This is a genomic window from Chitinibacter tainanensis DSM 15459 (genome assembly GCF_000429785.1).
Taxonomy (GTDB): domain Bacteria; phylum Pseudomonadota; class Gammaproteobacteria; order Burkholderiales; family Chitinibacteraceae; genus Chitinibacter; species Chitinibacter tainanensis.
This window is the reverse complement of the sequence record NZ_AUCN01000009.1, coordinates 205550-221396: the sequence shown is the minus strand read 5'-3', so window position 1 is coordinate 221396 and position 15847 is coordinate 205550. Positions and strand designations below refer to the sequence as shown.

Sequence of the window (15847 nt, the reverse complement as noted above, 5' to 3'; positions counted from 1 at the left end):
TGCGCCACGCCATTGACCTGTCATATTCTTTCTGAAACTGCATTTATTTTTAACATATCATGCAAGCTTTGATTGCGATGCACCAAAGCTGGGCATATACTTGGCGGTACTTATATTGCGTCGAGCTGACCCATGCTGGAATTTCTGGTTATCACCTTAATCGTGCTTGCCTGTTTGCCCTTTATTCCGTGGTCGCGCTTTGGTAAAAGGAAATCCTTGCTGGATCAAAGCCTCAGTGCCTATACCACCCAGTCTGGCCCGATTGATGGCAACGATTAATTAATACCCTCCCTCCGTATTACCTTCAAAGCTATACATCAAGATCTCTACAGCCCAATACCCTTTAAAACAATAAGTTCAGCTGTAGCTTGGGCAGGAAGCGGCGTAAAATACCGCCGCTTATGAGCCTCACTTCCCCTCACCACCTTTTGCAGCACGTCTTTGGCTACCGCGCCTTTCGCGGTATGCAGGAAGACATCGTCCAGACCCTGTGCCGGGGCGAGGATGCGCTGGTCCTCATGCCCACTGGCGGCGGCAAATCGCTGTGCTATCAAATCCCCGCGCTCGCCCGGGCTGGCTGCGCGGTGGTGATTTCACCGCTGATCGCCTTAATGCAGGATCAGGTGCAAGCGCTGCAAGAGCTGGGGGTAGCCGCGGCTTATCTCAATTCAACACTGGATGCCGCCGGCAGCCGTGAAGTAGAGCGCCAGTTTCTGGCCGGCGAGCTCAAGCTGCTGTACGTGGCGCCCGAGCGCCTGCTCACACCGCGCTTTTTAGCCCTGCTGCGTGAAGCGCAGCTGGCGCTGTTTGCGATTGATGAGGCCCATTGCGTCTCACAATGGGGGCATGATTTCCGCCCCGAATACCTCGGGCTGTCGCTACTGGCAGATGAATTTCCGCACATTCCGCGCATAGCCCTCACCGCGACCGCCGATCACAGCACCCGGCTGGAAATGCAGCAGCGGCTGCGGCTGGAAAACGCGCGCGAGTTTGTCGATAGCTTTGATCGGCCCAATCTGCGCTACACCATGGTCGAGAAAAAAACCTCGCGCGATCAGCTGCTCACCTTTCTGCGCCGCGAGCATGAAGGTGATTCGGGGATTGTGTACTGCCTTTCACGCAAACGGGTGGAAGACACCGCAGCGTGGCTGCGCAGCAAGGAAATTCGCGCCCTGCCCTATCATGCCGGGCTTGATGCCAGCACCCGCGCCAAACATCAGCAGATTTTCCTGCGTGAAGAAGGCGTGGTGATGGTCGCCACCATTGCGTTTGGCATGGGCATCAATAAGCCGGATGTGCGCTTTGTCGCGCATCTGGATTTACCCAAATCAATCGAAAACTACTATCAGGAAACCGGCCGCGCGGGCCGTGATGGCTTGCCGGCCAATGCGTGGCTCGCCTATGGGCTGAATGATGTCATGCTGCTGGCCGAGATGATTATGCAAGGCGGCAGCAGCGAAGAGCAAAAGCAAGTCGAGCGACGCAAACTCGATGCCATGCTAGGGCTGGTGGAAACCACCGAATGCCGTCGGCAAGTGCTGCTGGCCTATTTTGGCGAGCAAACAGCCCCCTGCGGCAATTGCGATAATTGCCTGAATCCGCCCCAGCTGGTGGAAATGACCGAAGCCGCACGCAAGGCGCTCTCTTGCGTCTATCGCACCGGTAATAAATTTGGCGTGGGGCATTTGGTGGATGTTTTGCGCGGCAAACACAGCAGCAAAGTTGCCGAATACCTGCACGACCGGACCAGCACCTTTGGCATTGGCAAAGACATCGACGAAGCAAGCTGGCGCGCCGTGTTTCGGCAGCTACTGGCCAAAGGCGCACTGCAGCTTTGCCCAGCCGGCCACGGTGGACTCGAGCTCACTGACAGCGCCCGCCCCTATCTCAAAGGCGAAATCCCGCTGTATTTGCGCGCGCGCAGCGAGAAATTTAGCTACCGCGACAAAGACAGCGAATTTGCCAGCTCCGCCGATCAGGCCTTGTGGCAAGCGCTACGCAAATTGCGCAAACAGCTGGCGGACGAACAAAACGCACCGGCGTACCATATTTTTGGCGACGCCACGCTCAAGGAAATGGTGCGCTTGCGCCCGCAGGATCACTACGAGCTCTCGCGCATCAGCGGCGTGGGTGACCGCAAACTGGATAAATACGGCGATGCGTTTTTACGCGCCTTGCGCGAGCACTAGGCCCGCGCGGCGCATTTGATATTGGCTAACGATTGAGCGGTTTAAGCCGTAATGGCCGCGCGTTGCTGCGCCTGATAGCGCTGAATAGCGTGCAGTAAAGCCGGCTCATCCGCCACCCCGGTTTGCGCCACCTGGCTCACCAGATAGAAGATCGCAAAATACGCCAGACGCAACCGTACCGCACGATCCAAGCCGGCTTTTTGCAGATAATTGCTCAAGAGCTTCATATCTGGCCGCACCAGATCCAGCTGCACCAAATCCAGCTCGCAATGGCTAAAGCGGACCAAGCCCGGATCGATCACCCCGCACAGGCGGTGGGTTTCGGCGTCCACCAAGAAATTGGCCGCATGCGCATCGCCATGAATCACGCTGCTGAGGGCGTGGTTCGATAAGGGCAGGCTGGCAAAATCGCCAATCAGCGCCAGCAAATGCTCGCGCAGCGGCTGGCTTAGGCATTCGCTGGCCGCGGCGCTGTGCAACCAGGTCTGCCGCAAACCCAAATCAACCTGATAAGCGCTGGCAAAATCGGCATGCCAGTGGCCGGTTTCATCCTGAAAACCGCGCTCGCAGCTAATCGCGTGCAAGCGGCGCAGCCAATCGACAAATTCATCCGCAAAACGGTCGATTTCCACTGGCGATTCCAGCTCATGGCTGGCCGGCATGCCGGCAATCTGGGTCAGAATCAGCGCTTCGCCGCGCTCGCCGGGCTGATGCAAGGCAATCACCTCGGGCAGTGGCTGATCAACCAGATAGCGGCGCAGTGTAGTCAGCGCCTCGGCTTCGCGGGCAGCCTGACCGGGTTGGCGATAGCATTTCAGCACCGCGCGTAAACGGCCCACCTGCACCAGATACACATCGGCCTGAAAACCGGTAATTTTTTCCACCCGGCTGGCCACGCCACCCAGATAGCGCTGGCACAGGCTTTCCACCTGGCCTGGTTCGACGATGAACATGGCAACCCCCGCGACAATCATTCAGGGTGAGAATGCGCCCAGCCTGTGACAGGCGTTTTGCGCTGGCACAAACTTTTTGCACAAAACCCCCACCGCTAAAGCCGCGAGGCTGGCGAAACAGCCCGCTTATTCGCGCAGCATGAGTACCGGCGAAGTGCGCGCCAGTGCCCATAGCCGCCGCCAAACCGTGAGGCCACTCAAGGCCATACCAGCCACAATCGAGGCCAGTGGCAGCCAAACATTGAATACCCATGGCAGTTTCAGCACCGCCGTGGCCACATACCAAGCGCCCAGCGCAGCTAAAGTACCCGCCAGCAAACCAGCCAACGCCCCCAGCAGCAGGCTTTCTAGCCACCAGATCCGGGCAATACGGGCAGTGCTGGCGCCCAGCGCGCGCATCAGCGCCGCCTCGCGCCGCCGCTCGCTATCGTTGGTTTCCAGCGCGGCCAGCAATACCGTCAGCCCCGCCAGCACACACATCACAAACACCAGCCGCAATGCGCTCGACGCTAGCGTAATTACTGTTTCAACCTGCGCCAGTACCTGCCCGACATCAATGATGGTGAGATTGGGCATACCGCGCACCAATTGTGGCACCAGTGTGCGCTGCGCGGGCGGCAAATAGAAACTACTAATCCGGCTACTAGGCAGATCGCGTAACAGCTGCTCGGAGCCCACTACAAAGAAATTGGCACGGAACGAGCCCCAATTTACCGCGCGCAGATTAATCACCGGCGCAGTCACCGCAGTGCCGGCAATATCAAAGGTGAGCTGATCGCCAATTTTAATGCCCAGCAGCACCGCCAGCTCCTGCTCGACCGACCAGCCCGGCACAGCGGCATTCAGTGGTGGACCTTGCACCCGCTGATTATCGGCGCGCTCGTCTTCGCCCCAGGAGAGATTAAACTCGCGCTCGGACAAGCGCTGCGCGCGGGGCTCGCTATACTGCTGCGGCTGTACCGGCTGCTGATTGTGCAAAGTCCAGCGCCCGCGGATCATCGGCTGCACTTTGGGCGCGGGCAAACCCGCCGCAGCAAATTGGGCATTAAAGGTGGCGATCTGCTCAGGCTGCAGATTAATCACAAAATGATTGGGCGCTTCGGGTGGCACTTGTGCGCGCCAGGCCTGCAATAAATCGCTCTGCACCACGGTGAGTAGCCACAAGCCGCACAGCCCCAACGTTAGGGCTGCGAGCTGGGCCAGCAGTAAGCCGGGTTGGCGCAGCATCTGCCGCAGCGCCAAACGCGCACTGCCTTGCCAGCGCCAGCGCTGCAGGGCTTGGAGCAGCAACCAGCCCAAGGCGGCCAAGAGCAGCAGTGCGCCCAACATACCCCCACCCACTATCACCGCCAGCTTTATATCCTTAGCGATCTGCAGCAAGATACCCATCATTGCGAGTAGCGTCAGCGCGTATTGCCAGAACCAATGCACATCGACGGTCAATTCACGGCGCAACACACGCAGCGGTGGCGTACGGGCTAGGCTCAGCAATACCGGCCCCGCTGCGCCCAGCAGCAACACCAAGCCCAGCGCACTGGCCCAAAGCCAGGGCCACAGGCTGGCAGGCGGCAAAGGCGCGGGCAACTGCGCCGCAATCAGCCACAGCAAGCCCGCTTGCGCCAGCCAGGCCAGTGCGCCGCCGGCCAGTGCCGCCACGCCCGCCAGCAACAGCATTTGCGCCAACATCAGCGCGCGCACGCGCCGCTGGCTGGCACCCAGCGTACGCAGCAAGGCCACGGTATCAAAATGCCGCAGCGCAAATCGCCGAGCGGCCAGCACAATCGCCACCGCCGCCAATACACCGGCTAGCAAAGATGCTAGCCGCAAAAAGCGTTCGGCGCGCTCGATGGCTTCTTTGAGCTCCGGCCGGCTTTCGCGGGCATTTTCAATCGCCTCGCCGCGCCCCAGCTGCGGCTGCGCCGCCGCCAACCAGGCATTCACCGCCGCCGGCTCCCCAGCCAGCAGCAAGCGATATTTCACCCGGCTGCCAAAGCCCAGCAAACCACTGGCCGGCAAATCGGCAGCATTGATCATCAGCCGCGCCTGCAGGCTGGAAAAATCAAAGGCCGCATCCGGCTCGCGCGTGATGATGTCACGCACAGTGAGCTGCAATTGCCCGACTTTGAGCTGCTGCCCCACCTGGATTTGCAATACATCGCGCAAGCGCGCATCAATCAGCGCTTCGCCCGGCTGCGGGGCTTGCGTAGCTCCACTTTGCAGGCTCAGTTGCCCCCGTAAAGGGTAAGCCGCCCCCACGGCTTTCACCGAGGCCAGACTCGCCTCTTGGCCAAAGCTCACCATCGAGGGGAAGATCGCCATCTCGGCACTGGCCAGCCGCTGCTGGGCGGCCAGGCTGGCAAACTTGGGCGGGATCGGATGATCGCTACTGAGCACGGCATCGGCCGCTTGCAGCTCGCTGGCTTGCCCGAGTAATTGCCGCTCCACCCGTTCGGTGAGCATGCCCACCGCGGTTAAGGCGGCAATGGCAATGATCAGCGCCAGCAGCAAGGTTTTGTATTCGCCAGCGGCAAGGCTGCGGCGAAATAGCCGCGCGGTGAGCCGCAGCTGACTCAATATGCCGGCGCTCATGCCGCCTGCTCCAATGCCGCGGTTTGCGCCGGCACCTGCCAGTCGATCATCTGCCCGGCTTGCAGGCGCAATTGATGGCTGCAGCGCTGCGCCAGCGTGTCGTCATGCGTCACCAGCACCAGCGTGGTGCCCATTTCGCGATTCAGGGCAAACAGCAAATCAGCCACCACCGCCCCGGTGGCCGAATCCAGACTGCCGGTCGGCTCATCGGCAAACAAAATCTGTGGCCCGGGCGCAAACGCCCGCGCCAGTGCCACCCGCTGTTGCTCGCCGCCGGACAGCTGCCGCGGTAAGTGATGCAAGCGATGCCCCAGCTCCACTCGCTCTAGCCACTGCAAGGCCTGCGCCTCGGCCCCGCGCACGCCGGCCAGCTCCAGCGGCAGCATCACGTTTTCCAGCGCGGTGAGCTCGGGCAATAATTGAAATGACTGAAACACAAAACCAGCGCAGCGCCCGCGCACCGCGGCGCGGCCATCTTCATCCAGTGTTTGCAGCGCAGCCCCAGCGAGGATGACTTCGCCAACGCTGGGCGTATCCAGCCCGGCCAGCAAGGCCAGTAAGCTCGATTTACCGGAGCCCGAGCGCCCCACCACCGCTAAACTGGCCCCGGTGGGGACACTAAAGCTGATCTCGTGCAAAATAGTGAGCTTCTCGCCTTCACTGCTGACGGTTTTACCGAGCTGGCGGGCCTGCAAAATATCTGGAGTTGCACTCATGCTGATTCAGTTCCTATCGGTGTTGCGTCGTTGGGGCCTGCTGGCCTGCACCTTGGCGCTGCTGGCGCCTGGCGCTATGGCCAAAAGCACCGAGGTGATTCTGGTGTTTGGCGACAGCCTTTCGGCCGGTTATGGCATTGCCCAGCAGCAGGCATGGCCTGCCTTGCTGGAGCAAAAACTACAACAACAAGGCCGGCCCATGCGGGTGGTGAATGCCAGTGTCTCTGGTGAAACGACTGCTGGCGGGCTCACAAGGTTCCCGGCGGCTTTAAAACAGCATCGCCCGCGCTGGGTGATTCTGGCGCTGGGCGCCAATGATGGCCTGCGCGGTCTGCCAGTGAGCGCCATGCAAAACAATCTAAGCCAGATGATTCAGGCCGCGCGCCAAGCCGGGGCCAAAGTGCACCTGGTGGGCATGCAAATGCCGCCCAATTACGGCGCCGACTATACCCGCCAGTTTGCCGCGGTGTTTCCGGCGCTGGCCAAGCAATATCAGCTGAGCCTGAGCCCGTTTTTACTGGCGCCTGTGATCCAAACCCCTAGCTATTTTCAGGCCGATCAACTCCACCCCACGGCGGCGGCCCAGCCTTTGCTGCTCAATTACGTGCTGCAAAACTTCAAACCCTAAGCGGCGCTATTTAGCCATGGGTATTGATCTGCAAGCATTATCAAGCAAAGCTTGTAGCTCAATACCCCTAAGATCCTACCGATAAAAAACGCCATCTGGCTCAGGGCAAGATGGCGTTGTGTGTTGGGGCGGGCTGTCGCTTACTGCGGCAGCGGTGCCAGTGGCTGCACCAACTTCACCACCCGCTCAACGCCGGACACCGAAGCGGCGATTTGCGCGGCACGATCGGCCAGCTGTGGGCTACTCATGCCCAGCAAATACACCACTTTGCGGTCGGTAATCACCTGAATATGCACGGCCTGCGCATCACCGCCATTCGTCAACATGGCAGTTTTAACGCGAGTACTGAGTTGGCTGTCATTCAGTCGATCAGCCATGCTCGATGGCGGGGCTTGCACCACATCATTAAACACCCGCGTAGTTTGGCTAAAGCTGCGGGCCAGTTGTTCGACGCGCGCTTTGGCGGCCGCATCAGGCACTTCACCGGTCAGCAAGACCTGACCGTTGAAGGTGTTCACATTCACATGCGCCCGCTCTTTGAATTCATCAATGATTTTGGCGCTGATATTGGCGCCGAGCGAGGTATCTTCGGTAATGGTTTTGGTTGGGCGCGGATCAGAACCGATCCAGGCCCCCATGGCCACGCCACCAACCACCACCAATGGCACGCACGCACTCAGGCCCAAACTCGCGGCCAGAATGCTGATACTGAGCGCCCGTTTCAGTTGCACCGCCATTAATCGCCTCCCAGCAAGGTAAAGTCGACCGCATCGCACAAAGCGTGAATCGCGGTAATGTGCACTTCCTGAATCCGCGCGGTGCGCTGATGAGGTACACACAAATGCACATCATCACCCACCAGCAGGTCGGCAATTTGCCCACCGTCGCGGCCGGTAAAGGCAATCACGCTCATGCCCCGATCATGCGCAGCATGAATCGCCGAGATGACATTGGCTGAATTACCGGAGGTAGAAATCGCCACCAGAATATCGCCAGCGCGACCCAAAGCATGCACTTGCTTAGAAAAGACCATATCAAAGTCGTAGTCATTGGCAATTGCGGTGAGCGCTGAAGAATCAGTCGTCAGGGCAATCGCCGGCAAACCCGGGCGCTCGCGTTCGAAGCGGCCGACCATTTCAGCCGCAAAATGCTGGGCATCCGCCGCCGAGCCACCATTGCCACAAGCCAGGATCTTGCCATCGGCAATCAGCGCCTGCACCACTTTCTCGGCCGCCAGCGCAATGGCGGGGCTGAGGACCTCCAACGCGGCCTGTTTGGCGGCGATGCTTTCTTCGAAATGCTGCTGAACGCGTTGAATCAGATCCATAGGGTTTCCTTTCGTGTATCTGCCCGCTCGCCGGCGGGCGCGGTGTGGTTTAACCACTTATACAGTTTTTAATCCAGTGCAAGGCCTCGCCTTCGATACAGATCGCATCAAAACGGCAGGGCGGCACTTGCGGTAATTGTTGCAAATACTGCTGGGCACTGGCCCACCAGCGGGCTTGCTTGGCCGGGGTAATACTGGCGGCAGCCCCACCAAAACGGGTAGAGCGCCGCATGCGCACTTCGATAAATACCAGCATTGGCCCATCAAAGGCAATCAGGTCGATCTCGCCCTGCCGGCATTGCCAATTGCGGGCCACGATGCGCAGACCTTGGGCCTGCAGAAATTCAGCCGCCTGTGTTTCAAAGGCCTGGCCTTTATTGTTCATTCACCACCGCGGGGGCCGCCGCTTCTGGCGCGACTTCGGCAGTGCCACTGGCGCTGGCGGGTTTACGCCCCATCACGCGCACCACTGATTCGCGGTTTACCACATTATCAGGGCTTAAAGTCAGCACGCCGGTCAGGCCTTCCAGCCGTTCAAAACGCTGCCCTGTACTTAAGATGGCGGCGATTCGCCAAGCATCAACCCCCAAGGCGAACAATCGTTCCAAATCATTAGCGCTTGAGCGGGTGCGATTATACAGTGCATAGCCCTCGCTATCGGGCGCCGCGAGCCAAGGCATATCCAGATATTTCACGCCAGCCAGATCAACCAGCGTAGTGGCGGGTAAACGGCCCGGGTTGATTTGATTGCTGGCATACACGGCGCGCTCATTGCCCACAAAGGGCCGCACTACGCGGGCCGATTTGGCATCCATAGCCAAAAACACCGCATCTGGCAGCGCGTCATTGAGCTGCTGACGAATTTCGGGGGCATCACGGCGCGGATTAGCCACCCGGATCACCAGCGGCTCGCTACCATGAATTTCCCGCCAGGCATTACTAAAACCTTGCGCCAGGCGTTGGCCGATACTGTCATTGGTTTGCAAAATCACCGGCTGGCGGCCACCCTCTTGCCGCACCAGCATGGCCATTGCGGCCGCATCGCTCTCCACCCCCAGGCCAAAGCTGTAGAGCTGGCTTTGCGGCAACGTGGTCGGATCAAACCCATTCAGGGCCACGGTGGGGACTTTCAGCTCGCTGCTGTCGGCCAGATAATTAATCGCCGACTTGGTCAGCGGGCCAATCACCGCGATGGCGCCGCCATCTACCGCGCGCTGGTATTGGGCTTTGATGTCTTCTTCTTTATCGGTGGTATCAATCACGCGTACCAAGGGCACTTCGGCGCCACCATGCACGCGCTCGGCGGCCAACACACCGGCCCGAATGCTATCAACCGCCGGCTTAAAGGCCTTGGCCTGCCCCGGCAACAGCAAGGCGATATAACCGTTGACCGGTCGGCTGGCACTCTCACTCTCGGTTGCCGCAGTGGCCGAGCCGGCCAGCGCCCCGTATAGTAGAGCCCCGGCAGCCAGTGTTCGGCCTGCTGTAGCCCAAAATGCGTGGCGCCATTGCAATCGGCCGCCAAGGAGAGTTGTGAAGTGCATAAGCCTGAGTATCCTGTCAGCAAGTCTGCATTATATGTGGTCGCTACCCCGATCGGTAATCTTGGTGATATTACCGAGCGTGCGTTGGCGGTTTTGCGTCAGGCCGATGTGATCGCCGCCGAAGATACCCGCGTAACCGGCCAGCTGCTTAAGCAATTTGGCATCAATACCCCCCTGATGTCGGTACGCGAGCATAACGAACGAGCGATGGCTGAACGGATTATCGAGCGCCTTGCCGCCGGCGACACCATTGCCCAGGTTTCCGATGCCGGCACCCCGGCGGTTTCCGACCCCGGCGCGGTCCTCGCGGCCGCGGTGCATGCGGCCGGCTTTAGCGTGATTCCGATTCCTGGCGCCTCTGCTCTTACGACCGCCCTATCGGCCAGTGGTTTCACCGCGCCACACAGTCTGTTTTATGGTTTTTTGCCGCCGAAAAGCAAGCAGCGCCGTGATGCGCTCGCGCCTTTGGTTGGCCACCCCTATCTCACCGTGTTTTATGAGGCACCGCATCGCATTGCCGAATGTGTAGCCGACCTCGCCGCGATGTTTGGCCCCGAGCGTGAAGCCGTGTTGGCACGGGAGCTGACCAAAACCTTTGAAACCATCCGCCGCATGCCACTGGGCGAGCTGGCCACCTGGATTGCCAGCGACAGCAATCAGCAACGCGGCGAAGCCGTCATCGTGGTCGATGCCGCGCCGCCCGCGCCCGCCGTCGAAGGCGAAGCCTTTGATTACCTGCTGCAGCCCCTGCTGGCCGAATTACCACTGAAGCAGGCGGTAGCACTGGCACAAAGCATCAGCGGTGCACCGCGCAATACGCTGTACGAACGCGCTTTGCTGCTTAAAAAAGCCGCCGAATAAACGCACGGCAAAAATATTTGGCACAAACCCTTGCCAAGCGCGGTTTAAGTAGCTAATATCCCGCTTCTACGTTGCACCTGCCCAGGTGGCGAAATGGTAGACGCAGGGGACTCAAAATCCCCCGCCGCAAGGTGTGTCGGTTCGAGTCCGACCCTGGGCACCAAAACAATTAGGCCTCACGCTACTGCGTCAGGCCTTTTTTGTTGGCTATTGCTCGCATACCGATACAGGTATTGCCGCACAAGCATTAAATTACTTAAATCCGGCAAAGATACCCCCCTAAGCCCCACTCATTTTGTTCTAGCCAGCTGCCGGCCACTGCTGCATACGTGCTACGCCACATCCGTCAGGCCTGTCATCTGCCCCATGCCACGCTGATTACTCGGCTCTTCGGCGCAACAAAAAAGCCAGCCGCAACACTGCAGACTGGCTTTCGCGCACTGCGACTTCATCACGCCTCTTACTCGATTGGCGCATCTTTGAGCCAGGTGACTTTCGGCATACCCGATTGCAATACCGCTTGCCGCAACGCTTCGATCGCCGCCATACGCGGGAAATTGCGCCGCCAAGCCATGACCACCCGGCGGGTAGGCGCGGGCTCGGCAAATGGGCGAATACTCAGCAATGCATCATCGGCGGCACTTACCGACGTCACCGGCAACACGGTTACCCCGATCCCGCCAGCCACCATGTGGCGAATGGTCGTGAGCGAAGAGCCCTGCAAAGTGCGCTGCAGGCCACCGGTGCCGCCCATGCTTTCGCGATTCAGATCCGGACAGGTTTGCAGCACTTGATCGCGGAAGCAATTCCCCGGCGAGAGTAAGAGCACGTTTTCTTCGGCCAACTGTTCGGACGAAATCTCCGGCATAGCCTCCCAAGCATGCCCCCTAGGGGTAGCCACCACAAAGCCTTCTTCATACAAGGCTTGCGTAGCAATACCCCCCTCATGGAAAGGTTCGGCTACAATCGCCACATCAATTTCACCCTGCTTAAGCATCTCGGCCAGCCGGGCGGTGTAGTTTTCTTCCAGCAGCAATTGCATTTGCGGTGCCAGCTGCCGCAGCTCAGGGATCAGGTGGGGCAATAAATACGGACTGATGGTGTAAATTACCCCCAGGCGCAAACTGCCGGCCAAGGGGTCTTTACCCTGCTCGGCCAGCTGCTTCACCACAGTTACTTCTTCCAGCACCCGCTGCGCCTGCTCAACGATGCGGCCACCAATGGCGGTGAGCGAAACATCGCCCGATGAGCGCTCAAATAGCGTCACCCCGAGCTCATCTTCGAGTTTTTTTACCGCCACCGACAAAGTCGGCTGCGACACAAAACAGCTATTGGCGGCGCGGCCAAAGTGGCGCTCGCGCGCCACGGCCACGATATAGCGCAATTCGGTAAGCGTCATCGCCACTGATTCCGTCGAATTTCATTCAGTTGATGCCGGCACAAAGACCAGCTCCACACCACGATAGCAACCCCGGCCACCGCCACCCAAGCCGGCATGGTGATGCCAAACAAGGTGAAATCGATATTGCCGCAATCGCCCACCGGCCGGATCACACTCGCGAGCCAACCTGGCAAGGCATTCAGATCAATAGGAAACGGCAAGCTCGATGGGCACAGCGCGCTTGGGTCACGCGGAGTGTATTGATACCAGGTATGGCGAATACCTACCGCGGCCGTCACCCCAGCCGCCAATGTCAGCAAGCCGGTTTGGGCATAGACCCCAGCGCGGGTTCTGGGCGGAAAAATCGCCGCCACCAGCGCCAGCAGGCCCGTCACAATAATGCCGATGCGCTCATATACGCAGTACAGGCAAGGCATCAGCCATTGATAAAATTGATGGTAGAGCGCAAAGCCGATCATGCCGGCGCAAGCCAGAAAAACCAAGACAAAACCAAATCGCCAGCGGAACAAATTCATGCTGTTCTCCGCCCAGTCAGAATAGAAAACGGCTATTCTAGCGCCGAATCCGTTTCCTTGGCAGCCAGAAAATCGCGCAATTGGGCTTCTTTAGCCAGCGCATCCTGATAGCCCAGCCCAATCAGCCGCCGCGCATACGCGCCACTAAATAATAAATAGCTGGCCACCACCGAGCCCTGCCGGCGAAACGCCCCCAAACCGCCGAGAAAAAAGCGCATCCCCAGCGAAAATTCGCGCTTGAAAGGCAAGGTGAGTTTTTCCAGCGGCTGCGAGGGCGCGATGGTTAACACCTCCACCGGGCGTAAATTCAGCCCGCTGCTGGCCCGCACCTCAGCAGGGATCAGCGAAATCGTGCGGTTGATGCGGGTAATGCGCTCCAGATCAACCTCGAGCGAATCCAGAAAAATACTATTCATCAGCTGCCCGCTCACCTGCGCCAGCGTCGGGTAATCACTCACCTGCTGCCGCGCCGGCGCGTCATCGCCATGCGGCGCCACCCCGATTACCAGCAAGCGCTTGGCACCCAGATGAATAGCGGGGCTGAGCGGCGCCAATTGGCGCACCGAGCCATCGCCAAAAAACTCGCGATGAATACGCTCAGCTGGAAACACCAGGGGTATTGCGCTGGACGCCATTAAATGCGAGACATTCAGCTGGGTACGTACCCCAATCCGTGAAGCGCGCTGCCAGCCCTCCAACTCAGGGTGCCCTTGAAAAAACGCCACCGATTGCCCGCTGCTGTAGCCCAAGGTCGAGATCGCCACCGCGCGCAGCGCGCCTTGCTCGATATTGCGCTGAATCTGGCTGAAATCCACCCGCTGCTCCAGAAAATCACGCAGCGGCGCATTATCGAGAAAAGCCCGCGGGTTGTAGCGCCCCAACCCGCCCAGCATCAGCGAGCCCATCCAGTGGGCACCAGTGGCCAGCAAGGCACCGAGCGAGCCACGGTAAATCAGCTCGGGATAGAGGTTTTGCCACATCCGTGCCAGCGAAAAAACCCCATGGCGAAACTGCTGGGCACTCACTGCCAGACCCGCGGCATTGATCGCCCCGGCCGAGGTGCCGCAAATAATCGGAAAAGGATTGGCCGCATGCTGGGGCAAGAGCTTGGCAATCGCCAACAGCACGCCCACCTGATAGGCCGCCCGCGCCCCGCCCCCCGAGAGGATAAGCGCCGTATCGGGCGCTGCTTGCCATTCGCGATTCATGCTCGCCTCCTCGCCTAGCTGACGGCTGGGCTGTCAGTTTTACCCTAGCTGCTGGGCTGGCGAACAGCAATCATGCGCCGCAACAAGTCAAGCTGACAGCACGAAGAACTGCAATATTACAAGGCCATAGTCGAAAATGAGACATTTCGGTATAATGCTTTTTTGGCGAAAAGGATCTAGCTCATGCGCATTGTGCAAAAAGCCCTCACGTTCGACGACGTTCTGCTCGTCCCTGCCCACTCCAATATTCTGCCTCGCGACGTTTCGCTCGCCACCCAGTTCACTCGCGGTATCCGCCTGAATCTGCCGCTGGTTTCCGCTGCGATGGACACCGTGACCGAAGCACGCTTGGCCATTGCCATGGCCCAAGAAGGCGGCATTGGTATTATCCATAAGAACATGACGCCGGAACGCCAGGCGCAAGAAGTAGCCAAAGTGAAACGCTACGAATCTGGCATTGTGAAAGATCCGGTCACCATCGCACCAACCATGCTGGTGCGCGATGTAATTGCGCTGACTCGCCAGCACAAAATTTCTGGCCTGCCCGTGGTTGAAAACGGTCAGGTGGTCGGGATTGTCACGAACCGCGATCTGCGTTTCGAAACTCGCCTCGACGTTCCTGTGTCATCCATCATGACACCGAAAGACAAACTGGTTACCGTGAAAGAAGGCACCAGCATTGAAGACGCACGCACCCTGATGCACGATCACCGCCTCGAGCGCGTGCTGGTGGTCGACGACGCCTTCAAACTCAAAGGCCTGATCACCGTTAAAGACATCGTTAAAACCAGCGAACACCCACTGGCCGCCAAAGACGAGCAAGGCCGTCTGCGCGTAGGCGCGGCTGTAGGCGTCGGCGCAGGCACTGACGAGCGCGTGAAATTGCTAGTGGAAGCTGGCGTTGACGTGATTGTGGTGGACACCGCCCACGGCCACAGCCAAGGCGTACTGGATCGCGTGAAGTGGGTGAAAACCAACTTCCCACAAGTACAAGTCATCGGCGGCAATATCGCCACTGGCGCAGCGGCGCTGGCGCTGGTTGAAGCCGGCGCGGATGCGGTGAAAGTCGGCATCGGCCCTGGCTCAATCTGCACAACGCGTATTGTTGCTGGCGTAGGCGTACCACAAATTTCTGCTGTAGCGAATGTCGCTGAAGCACTGGCTGGCACGGGCGTGCCGCTGATCGCCGATGGCGGTATCCGCTTCTCGGGCGACATCGCCAAAGCCATCGCCGCTGGCGCGCACATGGTGATGTTGGGTGGTCTGTTTGGTGGTACCGAAGAAGCCCCAGGTGAAGTTGAGCTGTACCAAGGTCGCTCGTACAAGAGCTACCGCGGCATGGGCTCGCTGGGTGCGATGTCGGGCGCAAATGGTTCATCAGACCGTTACTTCCAGGACAAAACCGCCGACGCGGACAAACTGGTACCGGAAGGCATTGAAGGTCGCGTACCGTACAAAGGCCCGCTGACTGCCGTGATCCACCAACTGGTGGGCGGCCTGCGCTCATCAATGGGTTACCTCGGTTGCGCCACAATTGATGATGTGCATGCCAAAGCTGAATTCGTACAGATCACCGCTGCCGGTATCCGCGAATCACACGTGCACGACGTGCAAATCACCAAAGAAGCGCCGAACTACCATCAAGACTAAACGCTTGATCGCTTCGCCAAAAAGCCGCCCTACGGGGCGGTTTTTTTTCGGCCAGCGCTTTGGGCTAGCGTCTGCGTAAGCAGAACTGGCTACGAAAAGCACATGGGTATAGCCTCATAATCCTAATTAATTATGGCTTGTAGCCATATACCCTACCCATCAATTAATAAACTCACCCCATATTTTCAATCCCCTCGATTCGCCACTCCCCGCCTCGATCAAGCCCGGTTGCAGCAAGCCTACTGCGGCGCCCCAAGGTCGCACC

15 protein-coding genes and 1 tRNA gene are annotated in these 15847 nt (G+C 59.2%); 6 read left to right on the top strand and 10 right to left on the bottom strand.

Annotation, left to right across the window (positions count from 1 at the left end; genetic code table 11):
* Window positions 1–132: 132 nt before the first annotated feature.
* Window positions 133–279, top strand: a complete 147-nt coding sequence (locus G482_RS20245) for a hypothetical protein (protein ID WP_156905333.1) — start codon at window positions 133–135, stop codon at window positions 277–279.
* 122 nt (window positions 280–401) lie between these two features.
* Window positions 402–2189: a DNA helicase RecQ gene (gene recQ / locus G482_RS0102200; RefSeq protein WP_028448648.1), complete on the top strand. Its 1788-nt coding sequence runs from the start codon at window positions 402–404 to the stop codon at window positions 2187–2189.
* A 41-nt stretch (window positions 2190–2230) separates the two neighbouring features.
* Here recQ and G482_RS0102195 read toward each other — a convergent pair whose 3' ends face one another.
* The 3 genes from G482_RS0102195 to G482_RS0102185 form a co-directional block, all read right to left on the bottom strand.
* Window positions 2231–3142 carry a phosphotransferase gene (locus G482_RS0102195; protein WP_028448647.1) on the bottom strand — a complete coding sequence of 304 codons (912 nt, stop codon included), beginning with the start codon at window positions 3140–3142 and terminating at the stop codon, window positions 2231–2233.
* Between the two features lie 126 nt (window positions 3143–3268).
* Entirely contained in the window at window positions 3269–5731 is a 2463-nt protein-coding gene (locus G482_RS0102190; protein ID WP_028448646.1) for an ABC transporter permease, read from the bottom strand.
* Complete coding sequence (locus tag G482_RS0102185) at window positions 5728–6447, bottom strand: ABC transporter ATP-binding protein (protein ID WP_028448645.1); 720 nt, start codon at window positions 6445–6447, stop codon at window positions 5728–5730. Before G482_RS0102185 ends, G482_RS0102190 begins: the two co-directional genes overlap by 4 nt.
* Between G482_RS0102185 and G482_RS0102180 the strand changes: the two genes are divergently transcribed.
* Window positions 6446–7075: an arylesterase gene (locus G482_RS0102180; protein ID WP_084414425.1), complete on the top strand. Its 630-nt coding sequence runs from the start codon at window positions 6446–6448 to the stop codon at window positions 7073–7075. The genes G482_RS0102185 and G482_RS0102180 overlap by 2 nt on opposite strands.
* Before the next feature lie 140 nt (window positions 7076–7215).
* Here G482_RS0102180 and G482_RS16975 read toward each other — a convergent pair whose 3' ends face one another.
* The 4 genes from G482_RS16975 to G482_RS0102160 are packed head-to-tail and all read right to left on the bottom strand — an operon-like array spanning window position 7216 to window position 9946.
* Window positions 7216–7812 (bottom strand): BON domain-containing protein, encoded by a 597-nt coding sequence (locus tag G482_RS16975; RefSeq protein ID WP_051258657.1) that lies wholly within the window; start codon window positions 7810–7812, stop codon window positions 7216–7218.
* On the bottom strand, window positions 7812–8402 hold the full coding sequence (locus G482_RS0102170; RefSeq protein ID WP_028448643.1) for a phosphoheptose isomerase: 591 nt from the start codon (window positions 8400–8402) through the stop codon (window positions 7812–7814). Before G482_RS0102170 ends, G482_RS16975 begins: the two co-directional genes overlap by 1 nt.
* 49 nt (window positions 8403–8451) lie before the next feature.
* Window positions 8452–8787 carry a YraN family protein gene (locus G482_RS0102165; protein ID WP_028448642.1) on the bottom strand — a complete coding sequence of 112 codons (336 nt, stop codon included), beginning with the start codon at window positions 8785–8787 and terminating at the stop codon, window positions 8452–8454.
* On the bottom strand, window positions 8777–9946 hold the full coding sequence (locus G482_RS0102160; protein ID WP_028448641.1) for a penicillin-binding protein activator: 1170 nt from the start codon (window positions 9944–9946) through the stop codon (window positions 8777–8779). The genes G482_RS0102165 and G482_RS0102160 overlap by 11 nt, the downstream gene beginning before the upstream one ends.
* Between G482_RS0102160 and rsmI the strand changes: the two genes are divergently transcribed.
* Both rsmI and G482_RS0102150 read left to right on the top strand, forming a co-directional pair.
* Window positions 9941–10807, top strand: coding sequence for a 16S rRNA (cytidine(1402)-2'-O)-methyltransferase (rsmI, locus tag G482_RS0102155; RefSeq protein WP_028448640.1), 867 nt, complete (start codon window positions 9941–9943; stop codon window positions 10805–10807). The genes G482_RS0102160 and rsmI overlap by 6 nt on opposite strands.
* Window positions 10808–10886: 79 nt before the next feature.
* A tRNA-Leu gene (locus G482_RS0102150) sits at window positions 10887–10970 on the top strand.
* Between the two features lie 297 nt (window positions 10971–11267).
* Here G482_RS0102150 and G482_RS0102145 read toward each other — a convergent pair.
* From G482_RS0102145 to G482_RS0102135, 3 genes are read right to left on the bottom strand one after another with little or no spacing between them, the layout of a single operon-like run.
* A complete protein-coding gene (locus G482_RS0102145) occupies window positions 11268–12206 on the bottom strand; it encodes a hydrogen peroxide-inducible genes activator (protein WP_028448639.1) in 939 nt (312 codons plus the stop codon).
* Window positions 12203–12724: a disulfide bond formation protein B gene (locus tag G482_RS0102140; RefSeq protein ID WP_028448638.1), complete on the bottom strand. Its 522-nt coding sequence runs from the start codon at window positions 12722–12724 to the stop codon at window positions 12203–12205. Before G482_RS0102140 ends, G482_RS0102145 begins: the two co-directional genes overlap by 4 nt.
* A gap of 32 nt (window positions 12725–12756) precedes the next feature.
* Window positions 12757–13932, bottom strand: coding sequence for a patatin-like phospholipase family protein (locus tag G482_RS0102135; RefSeq protein ID WP_028448637.1), 1176 nt, complete (start codon window positions 13930–13932; stop codon window positions 12757–12759).
* A gap of 183 nt (window positions 13933–14115) precedes the next feature.
* Between G482_RS0102135 and guaB the strand changes: the two genes are divergently transcribed.
* Window positions 14116–15582, top strand: a complete 1467-nt coding sequence (gene guaB / locus G482_RS0102130; RefSeq protein WP_028448636.1) for an IMP dehydrogenase — start codon at window positions 14116–14118, stop codon at window positions 15580–15582.
* Window positions 15583–15847: the final 265 nt, after the last annotated feature.

Bases quoted from the DNA above. Each gene is read 5' to 3' on its own strand.
- G482_RS20245 (WP_156905333.1), top strand. From the start codon at position 133: ATGCTGGAATTTCTGGTTATCACCTTAATCGTGCTTGCCTGTTTGCCC.
- recQ (WP_028448648.1), top strand. From the start codon at position 402: ATGAGCCTCACTTCCCCTCACCACCTTTTGCAGCACGTCTTTGGCTAC.
- G482_RS0102195 (WP_028448647.1), bottom strand. From the start codon at position 3,142: ATGTTCATCGTCGAACCAGGCCAGGTGGAAAGCCTGTGCCAGCGCTAT.
- G482_RS0102190 (WP_028448646.1), bottom strand. From the start codon at position 5,731: ATGAGCGCCGGCATATTGAGTCAGCTGCGGCTCACCGCGCGGCTATTT.
- G482_RS0102180 (WP_084414425.1), top strand. From the start codon at position 6,446: ATGCTGATTCAGTTCCTATCGGTGTTGCGTCGTTGGGGCCTGCTGGCC.
- G482_RS0102185 (WP_028448645.1), bottom strand. From the start codon at position 6,447: ATGAGTGCAACTCCAGATATTTTGCAGGCCCGCCAGCTCGGTAAAACC.
- G482_RS16975 (WP_051258657.1), bottom strand. From the start codon at position 7,812: ATGGCGGTGCAACTGAAACGGGCGCTCAGTATCAGCATTCTGGCCGCG.
- G482_RS0102170 (WP_028448643.1), bottom strand. From the start codon at position 8,402: ATGGATCTGATTCAACGCGTTCAGCAGCATTTCGAAGAAAGCATCGCC.
- G482_RS0102165 (WP_028448642.1), bottom strand. From the start codon at position 8,787: ATGAACAATAAAGGCCAGGCCTTTGAAACACAGGCGGCTGAATTTCTG.
- G482_RS0102160 (WP_028448641.1), bottom strand. From the start codon at position 9,946: ATGCACTTCACAACTCTCCTTGGCGGCCGATTGCAATGGCGCCACGCA.
- G482_RS0102145 (WP_028448639.1), bottom strand. From the start codon at position 12,206: ATGACGCTTACCGAATTGCGCTATATCGTGGCCGTGGCGCGCGAGCGC.
- G482_RS0102140 (WP_028448638.1), bottom strand. From the start codon at position 12,724: ATGAATTTGTTCCGCTGGCGATTTGGTTTTGTCTTGGTTTTTCTGGCT.
- G482_RS0102135 (WP_028448637.1), bottom strand. From the start codon at position 13,932: ATGAATCGCGAATGGCAAGCAGCGCCCGATACGGCGCTTATCCTCTCG.
- guaB (WP_028448636.1), top strand. From the start codon at position 14,116: ATGCGCATTGTGCAAAAAGCCCTCACGTTCGACGACGTTCTGCTCGTC.